Source organism: Nocardioides rubriscoriae, assembly GCF_008087085.1.
Taxonomy (GTDB): domain Bacteria; phylum Actinomycetota; class Actinomycetes; order Propionibacteriales; family Nocardioidaceae; genus Nocardioides; species Nocardioides rubriscoriae.
This window is the reverse complement of sequence record NZ_VIYJ01000013.1, coordinates 13,317-30,468: the sequence shown is the minus strand read 5'-3', so window position 1 is coordinate 30,468 and position 17,152 is coordinate 13,317. Positions and strand designations below refer to the sequence as shown.

The 17,152-nt window shown below is 72.7% G+C and carries 14 protein-coding genes; 5 read left to right on the top strand and 9 right to left on the bottom strand.

What is annotated here, in order from left to right; genetic code table 11:
• Positions 1-80: 80 nt before the first annotated feature.
• Both fdhA and FZC61_RS20675 read right to left on the bottom strand, forming a co-directional pair.
• Positions 81-1,292 (bottom strand): formaldehyde dehydrogenase, glutathione-independent, encoded by a 1,212-nt coding sequence (gene fdhA / locus FZC61_RS20685; protein ID WP_148616079.1) that lies wholly within the window; start codon positions 1,290-1,292, stop codon positions 81-83.
• A 588-nt stretch (positions 1,293-1,880) separates the two neighbouring features.
• A complete protein-coding gene (locus FZC61_RS20675; protein ID WP_148616078.1) occupies positions 1,881-2,741 on the bottom strand; it encodes a GmrSD restriction endonuclease domain-containing protein in 861 nt (286 codons plus the stop codon).
• A 135-nt stretch (positions 2,742-2,876) separates the two neighbouring features.
• On the opposite strand from FZC61_RS20675, the gene FZC61_RS20670 reads away from it, so the two are divergent.
• Positions 2,877-3,911, top strand: coding sequence for a DUF6081 family protein (locus tag FZC61_RS20670; RefSeq protein WP_148616077.1), 1,035 nt, complete (start codon positions 2,877-2,879; stop codon positions 3,909-3,911).
• Positions 3,912-4,173: 262 nt separating this feature from the next.
• A complete protein-coding gene (locus tag FZC61_RS20665; RefSeq protein WP_148616076.1) occupies positions 4,174-4,644 on the top strand; it encodes a tRNA (cytidine(34)-2'-O)-methyltransferase in 471 nt (156 codons plus the stop codon).
• A 46-nt stretch (positions 4,645-4,690) separates the two neighbouring features.
• Here the strand turns inward: FZC61_RS20665 and FZC61_RS20660 are convergent, their stop codons facing one another.
• From FZC61_RS20660 to FZC61_RS20645, 4 genes are read right to left on the bottom strand one after another with little or no spacing between them, the layout of a single operon-like run.
• The gene (locus tag FZC61_RS20660) at positions 4,691-5,623 is read right to left on the bottom strand and encodes a hydroxymethylglutaryl-CoA lyase (protein ID WP_246142829.1); all 933 of its coding nucleotides are present in this window, start codon (positions 5,621-5,623) and stop codon (positions 4,691-4,693) included.
• Complete coding sequence (locus tag FZC61_RS20655) at positions 5,620-7,482, bottom strand: acetyl/propionyl/methylcrotonyl-CoA carboxylase subunit alpha (RefSeq protein ID WP_148616075.1); 1,863 nt, start codon at positions 7,480-7,482, stop codon at positions 5,620-5,622. The genes FZC61_RS20660 and FZC61_RS20655 overlap by 4 nt, the downstream gene beginning before the upstream one ends.
• Positions 7,482-9,002 carry an acyl-CoA carboxylase subunit beta gene (locus FZC61_RS20650; RefSeq protein ID WP_148616074.1) on the bottom strand — a complete coding sequence of 507 codons (1,521 nt, stop codon included), beginning with the start codon at positions 9,000-9,002 and terminating at the stop codon, positions 7,482-7,484. The genes FZC61_RS20655 and FZC61_RS20650 overlap by 1 nt, the downstream gene beginning before the upstream one ends.
• A 19-nt stretch (positions 9,003-9,021) precedes the next feature.
• Positions 9,022-9,696: a TetR/AcrR family transcriptional regulator gene (locus FZC61_RS20645; protein WP_148616073.1), complete on the bottom strand. Its 675-nt coding sequence runs from the start codon at positions 9,694-9,696 to the stop codon at positions 9,022-9,024.
• Between the two features lie 99 nt (positions 9,697-9,795).
• On the opposite strand from FZC61_RS20645, the gene FZC61_RS20640 reads away from it, so the two are divergent.
• Positions 9,796-11,322, top strand: coding sequence for an MFS transporter (locus FZC61_RS20640; protein WP_148616072.1), 1,527 nt, complete (start codon positions 9,796-9,798; stop codon positions 11,320-11,322).
• Between the two features lie 19 nt (positions 11,323-11,341).
• A complete protein-coding gene (locus FZC61_RS20635) occupies positions 11,342-11,950 on the top strand; it encodes an SACE_7040 family transcriptional regulator (protein WP_148616071.1) in 609 nt (202 codons plus the stop codon).
• 96 nt (positions 11,951-12,046) lie between these two features.
• Here FZC61_RS20635 and FZC61_RS20630 read toward each other — a convergent pair whose 3' ends face one another.
• On the bottom strand, positions 12,047-12,676 hold the full coding sequence (locus FZC61_RS20630) for an SWIM zinc finger family protein (RefSeq protein ID WP_148616070.1): 630 nt from the start codon (positions 12,674-12,676) through the stop codon (positions 12,047-12,049).
• An 88-nt stretch (positions 12,677-12,764) separates the two neighbouring features.
• Positions 12,765-15,461, bottom strand: coding sequence for a DEAD/DEAH box helicase (locus FZC61_RS20625; protein ID WP_211357368.1), 2,697 nt, complete (start codon positions 15,459-15,461; stop codon positions 12,765-12,767).
• 157 nt (positions 15,462-15,618) lie between these two features.
• Here FZC61_RS20625 and FZC61_RS20620 point away from each other — a divergent pair, with 157 nt between their 5' ends.
• Complete coding sequence (locus FZC61_RS20620) at positions 15,619-16,047, top strand: hypothetical protein (RefSeq protein ID WP_148616069.1); 429 nt, start codon at positions 15,619-15,621, stop codon at positions 16,045-16,047.
• 8 nt (positions 16,048-16,055) lie between these two features.
• Here FZC61_RS20620 and FZC61_RS20615 read toward each other — a convergent pair whose 3' ends face one another.
• Complete coding sequence (locus FZC61_RS20615) at positions 16,056-17,099, bottom strand: NAD(P)H-dependent amine dehydrogenase family protein (protein ID WP_148616068.1); 1,044 nt, start codon at positions 17,097-17,099, stop codon at positions 16,056-16,058.
• Positions 17,100-17,152: the final 53 nt, after the last annotated feature.

Here is a 17,152-nt window from a genome sequence, read left to right as displayed (position 1 = left end):
GCAGCGATAGGGCGCACACACCACCCGGGAGCGGACAGGTCGTCGCGCTGAGCGACGACCCATCCGCACCCGGCCCGTGGCTAGGCAACCATCCCGTGCGGGTCGATCACGTACTTCATGGCGACACCCTTGTCGAACTGCTGGTAGGCGTCTGCTGCCTCGTCGAGGCTGATCGTCGTGGCGTTGACGGCCTTGGCGATGTGGGCCTTGTCATTGAGGATCATGTTCATCAGCTGCCGGTTGTACTTCTTGACCGGACACTGACCCGTCGTGAACGAGTGCGACTTGGCCCAGCCGAGTCCGAGGCGTACCCCGATCTGGCCGACCTTGGCGTTGTCGTCGATGCCGCCCGGGTCGCCGGTGACGTAGAGACCCGGGATGCCCAGTGACGCTCCGGCGCGCGAGATCGACATGATGTCGTTGAGCACCGTCGCCGGGGCCTCGTCGGCGTCGGCTCCGTGCCCGCGGGCCTCGAACCCGACGGCGTCGACGGCGGCGTCCACCTCGGGCTCGCCGAGGATCTGCTCGATCATGTCGACCAGGTCGTTGCCCGAGCTCAGGTCGACGGTCTCGCACCCGAAGCTCTCGGCCTGGCGCAACCGGTCCGGGTTCATGTCGCCCACGATCACCGCCGCTGCCCCCAGGAGCTGGGCGGAGTACGCCGCGGCGAGACCCACCGGGCCGGCCCCGGCGACGTACACCGTGGAGCCGCTGGTGACGCCGGCCGTGGCCGCACCGTGGTAGCCGGTGGGGAAGATGTCGGAGAGCATCGTGAGGTCGAGGATCTTCTCGAGCGCCTGGTCCCGGTCGGGGAACTTCAGGAGGTTGAAGTCGGCGAACGGCACCATGACGTACTCCGCCTGGCCGCCGATCCAGCCGCCCATGTCGACGTAGCCGTAGGCCGCGCCTGCCCGGGCCGGGTTGACGTTGAGGCAGATGCCGGTCTTGCCCTCGTTGCACATCCGGCACCGGCCGCAGGCGATGTTGAACGGGACCGAGCAGATGTCGCCCTCCTTGACGAACAGGACGTCGTCACCGACCTCGACGACCTCGCCAGTGATCTCGTGGCCCAGGGTCTGCCCGACCGGTGCTGTGGTCCGGCCTCGCACCATGTGCTGGTCGCTGCCGCAGATGTTGGTGGTGACCAGCTTGAGGATCGCCGCGTGCGGCGCGTTCTTCTTCAGACCGAGCCCGTTCACCACGTCCTGGGGGAGTTCGAGCTTGGGGTAGTCGATCGACTCGACCTCGACCTCGCCAGGCCCCTTGTAGACGACGACACGATTTCCAGACATGACAGTCCTTTCCCTTGCGGTTGGGGGTGCGCGAACAGGGAGGGGTCGAGGATCACCGGCCGTCTTGGCCGCGTGAGACCGCGCCAGGCAGACGTGCTCGAGGTGCACCCCGACGAGGCTCGGACGGGATCAACCGACCCGGCCCGACGAGGACAGGCAGGACAACACCGACAGGGTCGGCGATCGTGCGTCGTAGCATCCCGATCTGCAAGACGAACACATTCTCTCTCGAGGTCCGTCAGGGACGGGGCCTCGGCTTCCTGCTCTTCGGCTGTGAGCGTCGTCACGGCCTCGGACTCAGCACGCTAACCCGGTCCACCGATGCTGACAAGGCGACCGCCGGACGGCGCAAGATGCTGCGGGCGTGTTCCACGTGATGTTCCTCGAGCCCCGCATCCCGCCCAACACCGCAAACGCGATCCGGGGGGTGGCGGCAACGGGGGCGACCCTGCACCTGGTCGAGCCGTTGGGGTTCGACCTGTCGCAGCCCAGCACCGCTGGGGCCGCGACCCGCTGTACGCCGTCTGGGCCCGGACGGTCTGACGCCGGCCGCGACCGACAGCACCCGCAGGCCGGTTGCGAGGGGGTCTACTCGCAGGCTGACCCGTCACCGTCCCCGTCGAGACTCGCGCTGTAGCCCGGGTCGCCGCGGCGAAGGGGTGCTGCGCCGGCTGCGCGAGCAGCGTCGCAGTCGGCGTACGCGCCCGGCGTCGGGTCAGTCTCCGGCGGCTCGGTGATGTTGTTGCTCACCTCCAGCGCAGCCCCCGAGTCCGCGGGGAGCGGCTGGTCCGGGCAGCCGCGCAGCACCCGGGTGATCGCCTCCTTCTCCGCCGAGGTGACCGACAGGTCGAACTTTGCCTTCACCGCGACCTGCCTGGCGACGTAGGCGCAGCGGTACGCCTTGTTCGGTGGCAGCCAGGTCGCGGCGTCCCCGTCGCCCTTCTGCCGGTTGGCGGAGGCATCGACGGCCAGCAGGTTCATCGGGTCCGTGGCGAGGGCGGCGCGACGACGGATCGGCCAGCTCGCGGCGCCGCTGGCCCAGGCGTTGCCGAGCGACACGACGTGGTCGACGTCGACCAGCGTGCCGTCGCCGTAGACGTAGGGGATCTGCTGTGCGGTGTAGGGATCGAGCAGGGTGCCGGTGAGCACCCGGCAGTTCTTCTCGGTCAGGTCCTGCAGGTCTCGGGTCAGGGTGTCGTTGCGCTCGTCGCAGCCGTTGCGGTTGGCGTCGAGCCAGGCGGGGCCGAACGCCTCGCGGGAGTACCCGGTCATGGGGCCCCGCCCCCGGACCGTCAGGGCGCCCAGGACGTCGAGGGCCGATCCGGGACGCCGGGGGCCGTCGACCGGGGGCGGTGCGGGCTGGCTGGTCGCCGGGACGGCGCAGCCCCACAGACTCGTGGCGAGCGCGCCGAGGGCCACGGCGCGGAGCAACGCCTTGACCCCGGTCATCCCCTCATCCTGCCCGGGACCGCAGGGCGGGGAGGACTTTCGGCCCGGGTGGCGGTGGCCCGAACGGGTCATGGCCCGTGGGGCGGCACCTCGGAATAGTCGAATGCCTTCACACCGTCCTGGGAGGACCACCTCATGAACGTCTCGACCCGCCCCACCCGCCTGCTCGCCGCCGCGATCGCGGTGCTCGCGGTCCCCGCCGCGGTCCTGGCCGCACCGACGAACGCCATCGCCGACAAGCCTCCCGACAAGCACACCACCGTCGAGGTCTACGACTCCTTCCAGAAGCCGGGCGGCTACACCCTGGCCGACTACGCCGCGAAGTGGGCCACCATCTACGGCCCGGGCGAGATGGCCAACGACGACACGCGCTCCTTCGCAGGCAACAGCTTCCACGTCTCGGCCGTCCCGTTCACGCAGGCAGCGGACTTCAGCGTCTTCGACCACCTGAAGTACATCGCGGTCAGCACCAAGTCCTGGCCGGTGCCGGCGCGGGGATCGGTGGAGTTCGGCTCGACCATCCGAGCGGTCACACCGGGCACGGAGCCGGGCCGGGTCGTCCACGGGACCTACACGCTGAGCGGCGCTCCCTATGCCGCCGCGACCCTCGAGGGTCAGCAAGCCGGCGCCGTCATGAACGTCATCGACTTCTCCACCGGCCAGCTCTTCGACTGGTTCGTCTCCGGCAGCACCGCCTTCGCGCTCATCGAGCGGCTGCCCTCCACCGTCACCGGCAACACCACCGACCCCGACTCTCCCGAGTACGTCGGCCTCGACCAGGCGTACACCCAGATCATCCGGGAGATCCCGGCCTCGTCCGGACCCCACGAGGTGACGATCCGGTACAGCCGCGCCGACGGCGGCACGGCCGACTACTCCTTCGACGGCCGACCGGTGGCGCACGTCGAGGACGTCGGGGTGCCGCTCGACGTCCAGGGACAGGACTACACCGGCATCTACCCGTCCCTGGGCGCGGGCGAGGTGCTCGGCGACCAGATCGACAGCCTGGTGATCGGCCACGGCCTGTTCAGCCTGCTGGACGCGTTCCCGTTCCAGCACCCCGAGGCCCCCGAGCTGGCCGTCAGCATCCCGCTCAGCGAGCGCCTGTTCGGGCAGGGAGCCGACGCCACGTTCGACGACTTCAGGGTCAAGACCGTCACCACGAGGTGAGCGGCGGTCGCGGCCGCGCACGCTGCGGCACGTGGATCGTGATTCTCGAGGCCCCCCGCTGGTTGAGGTGCGAGGCCGCCCGCGGCCGAGCTTCGAAACCACCTCAGCCAGCGCTGCCAAGGCGGACACGCGGGTTGGCAACGTCTCGACCGGCGTCGTGTGGGTGCGTACCCGACTCTCGGCAGGTTCGGGCGTACCGGCCCACCCACGTGGCTCGTCTCCCGTCCCTGGCCGAGTCCGGACCGTGCGAGAGGCTGGGCCCGTGTTCCACGTGATGTTCCTCGAGCCCCGCATCCCGCCCAACACCGGCAACGCGATCCGGATGGTGGCCGCGACGGGGGCGACCCTGCACCTGGTCGAGCCGCTCGGCTTCGACCTGTCGGAGCCCAAGCTCAAGCGGGCGGGGCTGGACTATCACGACCTGGCGTCGGTGGTCGTGCACCCCGACATCGACGCCGCGCTGGAGAGCGAGGCGCTCGTGTCGTCGCGGGTGTTCGCCTTCACTGCCCACGCCACGCGGTGGTTCAGCGAGGTCGAGTTCGAGGCGGGCGACGTGCTGCTGTTCGGACCGGAGCCGACCGGGCTGCCGGACGAGGCGCTGGGTCATCCCCGGGTCACCGACCGGTTGCGGATCCCGATGGTCGGTGGGCGGCGGTCGTTGAACCTGTCGAACTCGGCGGCGGTCGTGACCTACGAGGCGTGGCGGCAGCAGGGGTTCGCGGGGGCTGAGTAGGCGGCTGCGGTGGTGTGGTTTCGTGACGGTTGCTAGCGCAACCTCCTCAACCACCGTGGCCGAGGGCGCGGACGACGGCGCTGGGGCTGGGGCGGCCGAGGTGGCCGGCCATCCAGGTGCTGGTGGCGACCAGCGCGTCGAGCGAGACGCCGTGGTCGATGCCGAGGCCGGTGAGTAACCAGACGAGGTCCTCGGTGGCGAGGTTGCCGGTGGCCGACTCGGCGTAGGGGCAGCCGCCGAGGCCGCCCGCGCTCGCGTCGTACGTCGTCACGCCGGCGCGCAGGCCGGCCTGCACGTTGCTCAGCGCCTGGCCGTAGGTGTCGTGGAAGTGCAGGGCCAGCCGGTCGACCCCGACGCCGGCGTCGACGAGGGCGGCGACCAGCGCCGTCACGTGCCCGGCGGTCGCCACCCCGATGGTGTCGCCGAGGCTCAGCTGGCTCGCGCCCATCTCGAGCAGGCGCACGCCCGCGCGCACGACCTGGTCGAGCGGCACGGCGCCCTCCCAGGGGTCGCCGAAGCACATCGACACGTAGGCCCGCACGTCCATCCCCGACGCCAGCGCCCGGGCGACGGTGGGCTCGAACATCGCGAACTGCTCGTCGTAGGAGCGGTTGAGGTTCTTGCGCGCGAAGGTCTCGGTCGCCGAGCCGAAGATCGCGACGTGGCGCAGCCCGAGCTCGAGGGCCCGGTCGAGGCCGCGCTCGTTGGGCACCAGCACCGGCAGGTCGACCCCGTCGGCGCCGAGCCGCGACATCAGCTCGGCGGCGTCGGCGAGCTGGGGCACCCACGTCGGGTGGACGAAGGACGTGGCCTCGACGACGGGCAGGCCGGCGGCGAGGAGGCGGCGCACGAACTGCTCCTTGACCTCGACGGGCACGAGGGCCTTCTCGTTCTGCAGGCCGTCGCGGGCGCCGACCTCGTAGATCGTGACGGCGGTCGGCAGGCCCGGCTCGGGGACGACCATCGGCAGCGCGCTCACGCCGACACCTCGGCGGCCTCGACCACGAACAGCGGCGCGTCGATCGGCACCTGGGTGCCGGCGACCGCGTCGACCTCGACGACGGTGCCGGCGAAGGGAGCCTTGAGCGACAGCTCCATCTTCATCGCCTCCATCGTGCCGAGCACCTGGCCCTCCTCGACGACGTCGCCCTCGGCGACCCGCACCTCGAGGACGGTGCCGGGCATCGGCGCCACGAGCGTGCCGTCACCGACCTGGACGACGCCGGCGAGCCGGTCGGTCGGGGTGAAGACGAAGCGTTGGCCGTGCCAGGCGACCTCGAGCACGTCACGCTGCACGTTGACGACGGCCCGCACGGTCTGGTCGCCGACGACGGCCTCGACCACGTGGTCGGCCGCGCTGAGCTGACGGAACGGCACGCCGTCGACGGTGCCGGCGTAGCGGTCGACGTAGACGTCGCGGTCGAGCTCGACCAGGGTCGGCGCGGGCGGGGCACCCAGCCGGAACCCGTCGGAGCCGAACGCGTGACCGCGGTCCAGCGACGTGAGGAGCGCCGAGACCCACGCGACCAGCGCCCGCGGCACGGTGTCGTCGGGCGGGGTGACGACCGCGGTGTCGAGCCAGGCGGTGTCGATCGTGGTGTCGCGGAACTCGTCGGAGGCCACCAGCGCGCGTAGGAAGCCGGCGTTGGTGGTGAGCCCGAGGATCGCGGTCGCGTCGAGCGCGGCGACCAGCGCGTGCCGGGCGCTCTCGCGGTCGGGGCCGTGGGCGATCACCTTGCCGAGCATCGGGTCGTACGACGTGCTGACGACCTGGTCGGGCTCGAGCGCGTGGTCGACGCGCACGGCCGGGCCCGACGGCCAGCGCACGATGGACGCCGTGCCGGCCTGGGGCAGGAACCCGCCGAAGGAGTCCTCGGCGTAGACCCGGGCCTCGATGGCGTGCCCGGTCAGGGTGACGTCGCTCTGGGTGAGCCCGAGGGGCTCGCCGGCGGCGACGCGCAGCTGCAGCTCGACGAGGTCGAGCCCCGTCACCGCCTCGGTGACCGGGTGCTCGACCTGCAGGCGGGTGTTCATCTCCAGGAAGTAGAACTCGCCGGTCTCGGCGTCCAGCAGGAACTCGACGGTGCCGGCGTTGACGTAGCCGACGTGGGCGGCCAGGTCGACGGCCGCCTGCGTGATCCGGGCGCGGGTGGCGGCGTCGATCGTGGGGGCCGGCGCCTCCTCGAGCACCTTCTGGTGGCGGCGCTGGGTCGAGCAGTCGCGCTCGAAGAGGTGCAGCACGGTGCCGTGGTGGTCGCCGATCACCTGGACCTCGATGTGACGGCCGTGCTCGACGTACTTCTCGACGAGCATCGTGTCGTCACCGAAGGCCGACAGCGCCTCGCGCTTGGCGGCCGCGACCGCCTCGTCCATCTCGGCGGCCGAGCGCACGATGCGCATCCCCTTGCCGCCACCGCCGGCCGCCGCCTTGACGAGCACCGGGAAGGGAGCGTCGTCGCCGGTCGGCACGACGGGGACGCCGGCGGCGACGGCGATCTCGCGGGCGGCGTCCTTGCGGCCCATCTGGTCCATCACGACCGCCGACGGTCCGACGAGGGTGACGCCGGCGGCCTCGAGGGCCGCGGCGAAGGCCGACCGCTCGGACAGGAAGCCGTAGCCGGGGTGGACGGCGTCGGCGCCCGAGGAGACCGCGGCCGCGACGACGGCGTCGATGTCGAGGTACGACGGCACGCGGACGGCCGTGTCGGCGGCACGCACGTGGGGGGCGGTGGCGTCGAGGTCGGTGAAGACCGCGACGGTGCGCAGGCCCAGGCGCGACGCCGTACGCATCACGCGCAGGGCGATCTCGCCGCGGTTGGCGATGAGCAGGGTCCGCATCACATCCTCCAGACGCCGTAGGAGGGCGCGGCCAGCGGCGCGTGGGCGGCGGCCGCGAGGCCCATGCCGAGCACCCGTCGGGTGTCGACGGGGTCGATGACGCCGTCGTCCCACAGCCGCGCGGTGGCGTAGTAAGGCGAGCCCTGGGTCTCGTACTGCTCGCGGATCGGGGCCTTGAAGTCCTCGTCGTCGGGCTTGCCGGCGACGGTCGCGAGCACGGACGCGGCCTGCTCGCCGCCCATCACCGAGATGCGCGCGTTGGGCCACATCCACAAGAAGCGCGGGTCGTAGGCGCGCCCGCACATGCCGTAGTTGCCGGCGCCGAAGGAGCCGCCGATGACGACGGTGAACTTGGGCACCACCGAGCAGGCGACGGCGGTGACGAGCTTGGCGCCGTCGCGGGCGATGCCGGCGTTCTCGTACTCGCGGCCGACCATGAAGCCGGTGATGTTCTGCAGGAAGACCAGCGGGATGCCGCGCTGGTTGCACAGCTCGATGAAGTGCGCGCCCTTGCGCGCCGACTCGCTGAAGAGGATGCCGTTGTTGGCCACGATGCCGACCGGGTGGCCCCACACGTGGGCGAAGCCGGTCACCAGCGTCTCGGCGTAGAGGTGCTTGAACTCGTGGAAGCGGCTGCCGTCGACGATGCGCCGGATCACCTCGCGCACGTCGTACGGCGTGCGGGTGTCGGCGGGCACGACGTCGTAGAGGGTGGCGGGGTCGAGCGCGGGCTCCTCGGGCTCGCGGACCTCCCACGGCGCCGGTGCGGAGCGCGGGAGGGTGTCGACGATGCCGCGCACGATGGCCAGCGCGTGGGCGTCGTCGTCGGCGAGGTGGTCGACCACGCCCGACCTGCGGGCGTGGACGTCGCCGCCGCCGAGCTCCTCGGCCGTGACGACCTCGCCGGTCGCGGCCTTCACCAGCGGCGGGCCGCCGAGGAAGATCGTGCCCTGCTCCTTGACGATGACCGTCTCGTCGCTCATCGCCGGCACGTAGGCGCCGCCGGCGGTGCACGACCCCATCACCGAGGCGATCTGAGGGATGCCGGTCGCCGACAGGTTGGCCTGGTTGAAGAAGATCCGGCCGAAGTGCTCGCGGTCGGGGAAGACCTCGTCCTGCAGCGGCAGGAACGCACCGCCGGAGTCGACGAGGTAGACGCACGGCAGGTGGTTGTCGGCCGCGACCGCCTGCGCACGCAGGTGCTTCTTGACCGTCATCGGGTAGTAGGTGCCGCCCTTGACCGTCGCGTCGTTGGCCACCACGACGACCTCGCGCCCGTGGACGCGGCCGATCCCGGTGACGACGCCGGCGCTGGGCACGCCGCCGCCGTACATGTCGGTGGCGGCCAGCGGGCTCAGCTCGAGGAACGGGCTGCCGGGGTCGAGCAGCCGGTCGACGCGGTCGCGCACCAGCAGCTTGCCGCGGTCGGTGTGCTTGGTGCGGGCGGCCTCGCTGCCGCCCCGGCGTACGACGGCCAGCCGCTCGTGCAGGTCGTCGACGAGCTCTCTGAGATCGGGCACGAGGTCAGGTTAGCGATCGTTAACCTCGGCGTCCACGGCGCGGGCCGCCACCGGGGCGGGTGCCGAGCGCCCCGTCGATGTGCGCGAGCAGCGCCTGCAGCGCGGCCTCGCGGTCGGCGGCGGCCAGGCCACGCAGGGGGCCCTCGACGTTGAGCACCGCGAAGCCGTGCACCGCCGACCAGCAGGTGATCTCGGCGCCCTCGCGCACGACCGGGTCGAGGTAGCCCACCGCGACGAGGTCGTCGAGCGCGAGGTTGAGCACCGTGAAGGGGTCGCCCACCTCCGTGCCCTTGCCGAGGTCCTTGTCGGGCACCTCGGGATAGGCCGTGAAGAGCAGTCGGAACAGGCCCGGCTCGGCGACCGCGAAGTCGACGTAGCCCGCCCCCACCTCGCTGAGGCGACGCCGCGCGCGGTGCACCGGGTCGACCGGGTCGTCCGCCTCCGCTGCCTCGACCGCGGCCAGCCGGCGTTCCATCGCGCCCATCAGCCCGGCCATCGCCCGCTCGGCGACGACGTCGACCAGGGCGTCGCGGTCGGCGAAGTGGCGGTAGGCCGCGTTGTGGGAGACCCCGACCCGTCGGGCCAGGTCGCGGACGGCGAGCCCGTCGGGGCCGTGCTCGCGCACGGCCTCCACGGCGGCGTCGGCGAGGGCCTCACGGAGGTGTCCGTGGTGGTAGCGCGCCGACGCGGTCATGAGGTCGACCCTAGTCGATCCACGGCTAAATGTTGACAGCGTCCACATGAGCCCGCATGCTTCATGTTGACAGCATCAACATTGACCGCAGGAGTTCCCATGGCGCGCAAGCCGCTGATCCTCGCCACCGTCTGCCTCGCGGCGCTGACGATCAACCTCGACACCACGATCGTCAACGTCGCCCTGCCGAGCCTGGCCCGCGAGCTCGACGCCGGCACCCGCGACCTGCTCTGGGTCGTCGACGGCTACAACCTCGCCTTCGCCGCCCTGGTGCTGGCGATGGGCAGCCTGTCCGACCGGTTCGGACGCCGACCCTCGCTGGTCGTCGGCCTGGCGGCGTTCGCCGCGAGCAGCGGCGTGGCGGCCCTGGTCGGCAGCGTCGAGGCCCTGATCGCCCTGCGGTTCCTGATGGGGGTCAGCGCGGCGCTGATCTTCCCCACGACGCTGTCGATCATCGCCAGCGCCTTCCCCGAGCGGCGTGAGCGCGCCGCCGCCCTCGGCATCTGGGGCGCCGCGGTCGGCATGGGCGTGGCGCTCGGCCCGATCACCGGCGGCTTCCTGCTCGAGCACTTCTCGTGGCACAGCGTCTTCTGGGCCCTGGTGCCGGTCGGCCTGGTCGCCATCGCGATGACGCTGGCCTTCGTCCCCGAGTCGCGCGACCCCGGCGTACCCCCGCTGGACCGGACCGGTCTCCTGGTCTCGATCGCCGCGCTCGGCACCCTCACCTGGACGATCATCGAGGCGCCCGCCCACGGCTGGTCCAGCGCCACGACGCTGACCGGGTTCGCCGTGGCCGCCGTGCTGGTCGTCGTCTTCGTCCTCGTCGAGCGCTCCGTCGAGCACCCGATGCTCGACGTCACCCTCTTCCTCGACCGCCGCTTCAGCGCCGCGTCCGCCTCGGTGACCGTCGCGTTCTTCGCGCTGTTCGGGTTCATCTTCCTGATCACCCAGTTCTTCCAGTTCGTGCGCGACTACTCCGCGCTCGGCACCGGCCTGCGCATCCTCCCGGTCGCGACCTCGATCGCGGTCGCCTCGGTGGCCGGCGGCCAGCTCGCCCCGCGCCTCGGCACCAAGGCCGTCGTCACCACCGGGCTGACCCTGCTGGGCTCGGCGTTCCTGTGGATCTCGTTCCTCGACGTCGACGTCTCCTACCCCACCACGATCGTGCCGCAGATGGTGCTCATGGGCCTGGGCCTCGGCCTGGTCAGCACCCCCGCGACCGAGTCGATCCTGCAGGTGCTGCCTCCCGCCCGAGCCGGGGTCGGCTCGGCCGTCAACGACGCGACCCGCGAGCTCGGGGGCACCCTGGGCGTCGCGGTGGTCGGCTCGCTGTTCGCCTCCCTGTACGGCGACTCGCTGGCCTCGCTCCTCGACGGCCGGGTCGACCCCTCGTCCCTGGCGCAGGCCCAGGAGTCGGTGGGCTACGCCGACGCGCTGGCCGCGCGGGTGCCCGGGGTGACCGACGCGGTCGACGCGGCGTTCCTCGACGGCCTGTCGGCCGGGTGCATCGTCATCGGCGTGCTGTGCCTGGTCGCGGCCGCCGGCGCGCTGCTCGCGCTGCCCGGCACCCGCTACGACCCGCTGGCCGAGGCAGAGCTTGTCGAGACGGCCCCGGCGACACGTTAGCGATCGCTAACCTGGGCCGGTGACCGCGACCCCGGGCCTGACGAGCCGCCGCGAGCAGATCCTCGCGACCGCCGCCGAGCTGTTCGCGGCACGCGGCTTCCACGGCGTCTCGGTCGCCGAGCTCGGCACCGCGTGCGGCATCTCGGGACCGGCGCTCTACAAGCACTTCGCGTCCAAGGACGCCGTGCTCGCCGAGATGCTGGTCTCGATCAGCGAGCAGCTGCTCGCGGTCGGCCGCGAGCGCGTCGCGACGGCGCCCGACGCCCCGGCCGCGGTGACGGCCCTGGTCGACTGGCACGTCGACTTCGCCCTGCACCACAAGGCCCTGATCGTCGTGCAGGACCGCGACTGGTCCTCGCTGCCCGGTGACGCGCGCGAGGAAGTGCGCCGCCTCCAGCGCGAGTACGTCGACCTGTGGGCCACCCAGCTGCGGCTGCTCGACGCCACCCTCGGGCTCGACGCGGCACGCGCGTGCGCCCACGCGGCGTTCGGGCTCATCAACTCCACACCCCACAGCGGCAAACTGCCCCCCGAGGCGATGCGCGAGCTCCTTACCGTGATGGCGGTGCGTGCCCTCGGGGCGGCGGACCGCCCGGGTCGACGGACCGGTCGTGGGGATAGTCCCTGACGAAGATCACGGATCCGGGCCCGATTTCCGTGATTTTCGTCAGGGACTACCGCGGACCGGAGCACCGCGGTTGCCGAGGTCGCACCGGGTGACCGGTCAGAGCAGGTGGTCGATCGGAGCGACGTCGTCGGCGTCGATGACCTCGAGCAGACGGGCCGCGCGCGCCGCAGCGTCGGCCGCGGTGTCGAGCGCGGCGGCCTCGAGGTCGTCGTCGGGTTCGGCGATCGAGACGGTACGGGCGTGGAGCCGCGCCAGCAGGTCGTCGCGCGGCAGGCCCCGCAGGTGGAGCAGCACCAGCGGGTCGGCGTCGACCAGCCACGCGACCTGCGAGAGCAACGCGAGGGCGTGGGGGCAGGGGTCGAGCCAGCCGACGCAGGTGCAGGTGGCCTCGAGCTCGGTGCCGTAGGGCAGCAGCTCGACGCCGGCCTCGTCGGCGTGCTCGACCAACGAGTGCGGCAGGTCGCCCGCGAGCAGCGAGCCGATGCGGCCGGCCTCGGCGGCCACCACCTCGACCAGCGCCGCGCGGCCCTGGTCGTCGAGCACGGGCAGCCGGCAGTCGACGGTGAAGAGCCCGTGGTCGCGACCGCCGCCTCCTAGGCCGTCGGCGACCGCCGCGACCATTCGGCCGCCGGTGACCGAGATGCCGCCGACGTGGCCGCCCCGGGCCAGGGTGCGGGCCCGGCGCAGGTCGCCCTCGGCGTACGCCGCCTCCTCGACGGCGCGCACCCAGGCCTTCCCCCACCAGGTCGCGGCCCGCGCCGCGCCCCGCCGTGGGGCCAGCGGCGGGTGGGAGGCGACGGCGGTGCTCAGCGGGTCACCGCCGCAGCTCGACGAGGTCGCGCAGGTCGTCGTTGCTCAGCTCGGTCAGCGCCGCCTCGCCGCGACCGAGCACGGCGTCGGCCAGCGCGCGCTTGCGGGTGAGCAGCTCGGCGACCTTCTCCTCGACGGTGCCGCGCATGATCATCCGGTGCACCTGGACCGGCCGGGTCTGCCCGATGCGGTAGGCGCGGTCGGTGGCCTGATCCTCGACGGCGGGGTTCCACCAGCGGTCGACGTGGACGACGTGGTCGGCGCGGGTGAGGTTGAGGCCGGTGCCGCCGGCCTTGAGCGACAGCAGGAACACCGGCACCTCGCCGGCCTGGAAGCGCTCGACCATCCGCTCGCGCTCGCGCACCATCGTGCCGCCGTGGAGCAGCTGGTGGCCGACGCCGGCCTTGTCGAGGTGGGCCTCGAGCAGGCGGGCCATGGCGACGTACTGGGTGAAGACCAGCACCGAGCCGCCTTCAGACACCGCGGTCGAGACGAGCTCGTCGAGCAGGTCGAGCTTGTCGGAGCGACCGGCCAGGCGCACCGCGCCGGACTGCTTGAGGAACTGGGCCGGGTGGTTGCAGATCTGCTTGAGGCCGGTGAGCAGCGCCAGCACCATGCCGCGCCGGGCGTCGTCGTCGGCGCGCTCGATGCGCTCCATCGTGTCGCGCACGAACGCCTCGTAGAGGACGACCTGCTCGCGGGTCAGCGTGAGCGGGTGGTCGGTCTCGGTCTTGGGCGGCAGCTCGGGGGCGACTCCGGGGTCGGACTTGCGGCGACGCAGCAGGAACGGCCCGACCAGGTCGGCGAACTGCGCTGCCTTCGTGGGTTCGTCACCCGACTCGATGGGCCCGGCCCAGGCTTTGCGGAACGCACCGCGGCTGCCGAGCAGGCCGGGCGTGGCCCAGTCGAGGATCGCCCAGAGCTCGGTCAGGTTGTTCTCGACGGGGGTGCCGGTGAGCGCGACGCGGGCGGTGCTGGGGATGGTGCGCAGCGTGCGGGCCGTGGACGACGCGGAGTTCTTGACGTGCTGGGCCTCGTCGGCGACCACGAGGTCCCACGGCACCTTCGCGAGCGCGTCCGCGCCGACGCGCATCGTGCCGTAGGTGGTGAGCACGAACCCGCTCACCTCGTCGAGGTCGCGCTGGCTGCCGTGGAAGCGGCGGACGTCGACCCCCGGCGCGAACCGCCGGATCTCGGCCTCCCAGTTGCCCAGGAGGCTGGCCGGGCAGACGACGAGCGTCGGGCCGGTGGCGCCCGCCTCGAGGCGGTGGAGGTGGAGCGCGATCAGGGTGACGGTCTTGCCCAGGCCCATGTCGTCGGCCAGGCACGCCCCGAGGCCGAGCGCGGTGAGGTCGGCCAGCCAGGTCAGGCCGTGGCGCTGGTAGTCGCGCAGGTGGGCGCGGAGACCGGCCGGCGGCTCGACCGGGTCGCGGGTGGCGGCGCTGAGCAGCTGCTCGCGGACCTTGAGCAGGCTGGCGCCGACCACCACGGAGGTGGCGGTGTCGTCGCCCACCTCGACGACGCCGGTGAGGGCCGCGGCCACCGCCTGCACCGGCTTGACGGTGCGGATCAGTCGCTTGCGGGCCTTGCGGGCGGTGGCGGGGTCGACGACGGTCCAGGCGCCGCGCAGCTTGAGCACCGGTGAGGCCGCCGCGGCGAGCTGGTCCATCTCGTCGTCGGTGAGCGGCTCGCCGTGCAGCGCCAGCTGCCACTTGAAGCTGAAGAGGGTCTCGGTCGACAGCAGCGGCTGGTTGAGCGGCTCCTCGCGGTGGGCGCCGGTCGCCCCCCGTCGGGCGGGGGAGGCGTCGAGCACGGCCGAGGAGGTGAGGCCGCGGCCCAGGGCCCGCGGCCACAGGACGTCGACCCCGCGCTCGCCGAGCGCGCCCACCCCGCCGTCGAGCAGGCTGACCAGCTCGTCGGTGTCGAGGGTGATCTCGTCGGGCACCCGCAGCGCGAGCATCCGGTCGAGGGCCGGCCACGCCTCGGCGGCGGCGCGCAGGGCGATGCTGGCGTGGGTGCGGGCCCGCTCGCCGAAGCCGTGGGTCTCGTGGTCGGCGGTGAACAGCACCGCCGCGTCGCACAGGTGGAGCGGGTCCTGCTCGTCGTGCACCTGGAGCACCACGCGCACCGCGCCCGCGACCAGCTCCTCCTCGTCGGCCTCGACCCGCAGCGACAGGCGCACCAGCTGGGGCAGGTCGGCCCGGGCGGCCGCCGTGCGGTGGCGGGCGATGCGGGCCTGGAGCCGCTCGGCGAAGTCGGAGCCGGGCGCCGCCGCTGCGCCCGCCGCGCGCACCGGTGGGCTCGGCGTACGGCGGGGGGTTGCGGGGGGCGGGTGGCGCGGGATGGTGTCGGCGACGGCGTCGAGCACCTGGCGCACGAGGCCGGGTTCGGCCCCGCGCGCGTCGGCCAGCAGCGTCACCCGCTCGTTGTCGTGCGCGTCGAGCGGCGCGAGGCGCCACGCGCCGTCTCCGGGCTCGAGCTTGCCGTCGGCGACCAGGCGCAGGCCGAGCAGGACGGCGCCCGACAGCAGCCCGACGCTGGGGTGGACGTCGTCGCGGCCGCGCGCCTTGGTGAGCACGGGCAGCGCCGCGCGCATCGGCAGCGCGACGGTGCGCCGGTCGTCGCTGAACTCGACCACGCTGTCGCGCGGCGGGTCGGCGGCACGGAAGGTCGCGGCTCCGGTGACCGGGACGAAGCTCACGGGCCTCCTTCAGGATCGGTGCCGGGTGCGGACACCGACGGTAACGGCCCGGACCGACAGGGGGTTCCTGACGGCCGTGGCGACGGCTGTCCACAAGGCGGGTCGGGCCCTGTGGAGGACGCCCGCACGATCCGCCGGACCCGGCCACGCTGGGCGCATGACGCTCTCGGAACCCTTCAACCCGACCATCCGCACCCAGGCCGACCTCGAGCGGGCCTGGCGCACCCTCATGGAGCCGCTCGGCTTCTCCCACAGCCGCGTGTGGATGATGCTGCTCGACGCCGACGACCACCCGCTGCCTCAGCTCACCGAGGTCGAGGACTGGGACCGCCCGCCCGAGCCGGCCCAGCTCGAGGGCTTCGCCGAGCTGACCCGCGCCCTGCTCGAGCACCTCGCGCCCGGCGGCCGGTGGGCCTTCCTGCTGGCCCGGCCCGGCGGGGCCGGCGTCACCGCCCTCGACCGGGCCTGGGCCCACGGGCTGGTCACGGCCTGCCGCGCGGCCGGCGTACGCACCGAGGTCGTGCACCTGGCCACCGACGTCGACCTGCTCCCACTGCCCTACGACGCCCTGACGGGTGTGGCCTAGGGCAGCGCTCAGAGGGCCACGCGACCCGTGATCGGGGGCAGGTCGGCCAGGGTGACGATGCCGGGCGGTGCGGCGACGACCCACGGCACCGCGTTGGTGACGGGCATCGCGGTGTAGATCATCCCGAGGTCCATGAAGCCCTCGGTCCAGTCCTGCGGCGGCAGGCAGTGGATCACGGTGCGCATGTTGGGCACGCCGAAGACCTGGATCACGTGGCCGTGGGCCAGCGGCTTGGGCGGGGTGACGTGCTGGCCCATGGTCCAGTTGAAGCCGACGCTGACGACGTTGCGGTCGCCGACCCAGCCGCGGTGGTAGCCCATCACCCCGGCGACCGTGCCGGCCGGGATGGTCATGAACCCCAGGTCTGAGTCGGCGGTCGCCACCGAGAACTCCACGTCGAAGGTGAGCCGGTCGAGGGTCACCCCGAGCGCGTCGGCCATCATCGCGGCCGACTCGGCGAAGACCTCGCTCTCGCGGCGCACGGACTCGGCCAGGCCGGGGGTGTCCGGCGCCTGCGAGAAGCCCATGGCCGTCTGCGTGGCGGCCGACTCGTAGGTCGAGCAGTCGACCGACTCGGTGATCCGGATCTCCTCGACCCGCTCGCACGCCCCGCTGAGCACCATGCCCACCAGGTTGGTCATCCCGGGGTGCGCGCCGGAGCCGAAGATCGACGACCGCCCGGTCTCGCAGGCCTTCTCGATGCGGGCGCGGTCCTCGGGGGTCTGCTTGCCCCCGGTGATCCAGGCCGCGCTGGAGCAGACGTTGACGCCGTTCTCGAGCAGCGTGACCAGGTCGTCGACCGAGGGCCACAGGGGGTTGTAGCAGCAGGCGTCGGGTCGCAGCGCGACGAGCGCGGCGACGTCGTCGGTGGCGACGACGCCGGTCGGTCCGTGGGTCTCGAGCCGGCCGCACAGGGCCGCGGCGTCCTGGCCGACCTTGTCGGCGCCGTGGGCGTAGACCCCGACCAGCTCCAGGTCGGGGCGGTCGAGGATGGCGGCCAGCGAACGTCGTCCGATGTTGCCGGTCGTCCACTGGATCACGCGCAGGGTCACGCCCGCACACTAGAACGTGTTCTAGTTCTGCGTAAAGAGGCCGGGAGCACTCA

What these genes read in the sequence shown, in the direction of transcription:
- fdhA (WP_148616079.1), bottom strand. Translation starts at nt 1,292, where the DNA reads ATGTCTGGAAATCGTGTCGTCGTCTACAAGGGGCCTGGCGAGGTCGAG.
- FZC61_RS20675 (WP_148616078.1), bottom strand. Translation starts at nt 2,741, where the DNA reads ATGACCGGGGTCAAGGCGTTGCTCCGCGCCGTGGCCCTCGGCGCGCTC.
- FZC61_RS20670 (WP_148616077.1), top strand. Translation starts at nt 2,877, where the DNA reads ATGAACGTCTCGACCCGCCCCACCCGCCTGCTCGCCGCCGCGATCGCG.
- FZC61_RS20655 (WP_148616075.1), bottom strand. Translation starts at nt 7,482, where the DNA reads ATGCGGACCCTGCTCATCGCCAACCGCGGCGAGATCGCCCTGCGCGTG.
- FZC61_RS20645 (WP_148616073.1), bottom strand. Translation starts at nt 9,696, where the DNA reads ATGACCGCGTCGGCGCGCTACCACCACGGACACCTCCGTGAGGCCCTC.
- FZC61_RS20640 (WP_148616072.1), top strand. Translation starts at nt 9,796, where the DNA reads ATGGCGCGCAAGCCGCTGATCCTCGCCACCGTCTGCCTCGCGGCGCTG.
- FZC61_RS20620 (WP_148616069.1), top strand. Translation starts at nt 15,619, where the DNA reads ATGACGCTCTCGGAACCCTTCAACCCGACCATCCGCACCCAGGCCGAC.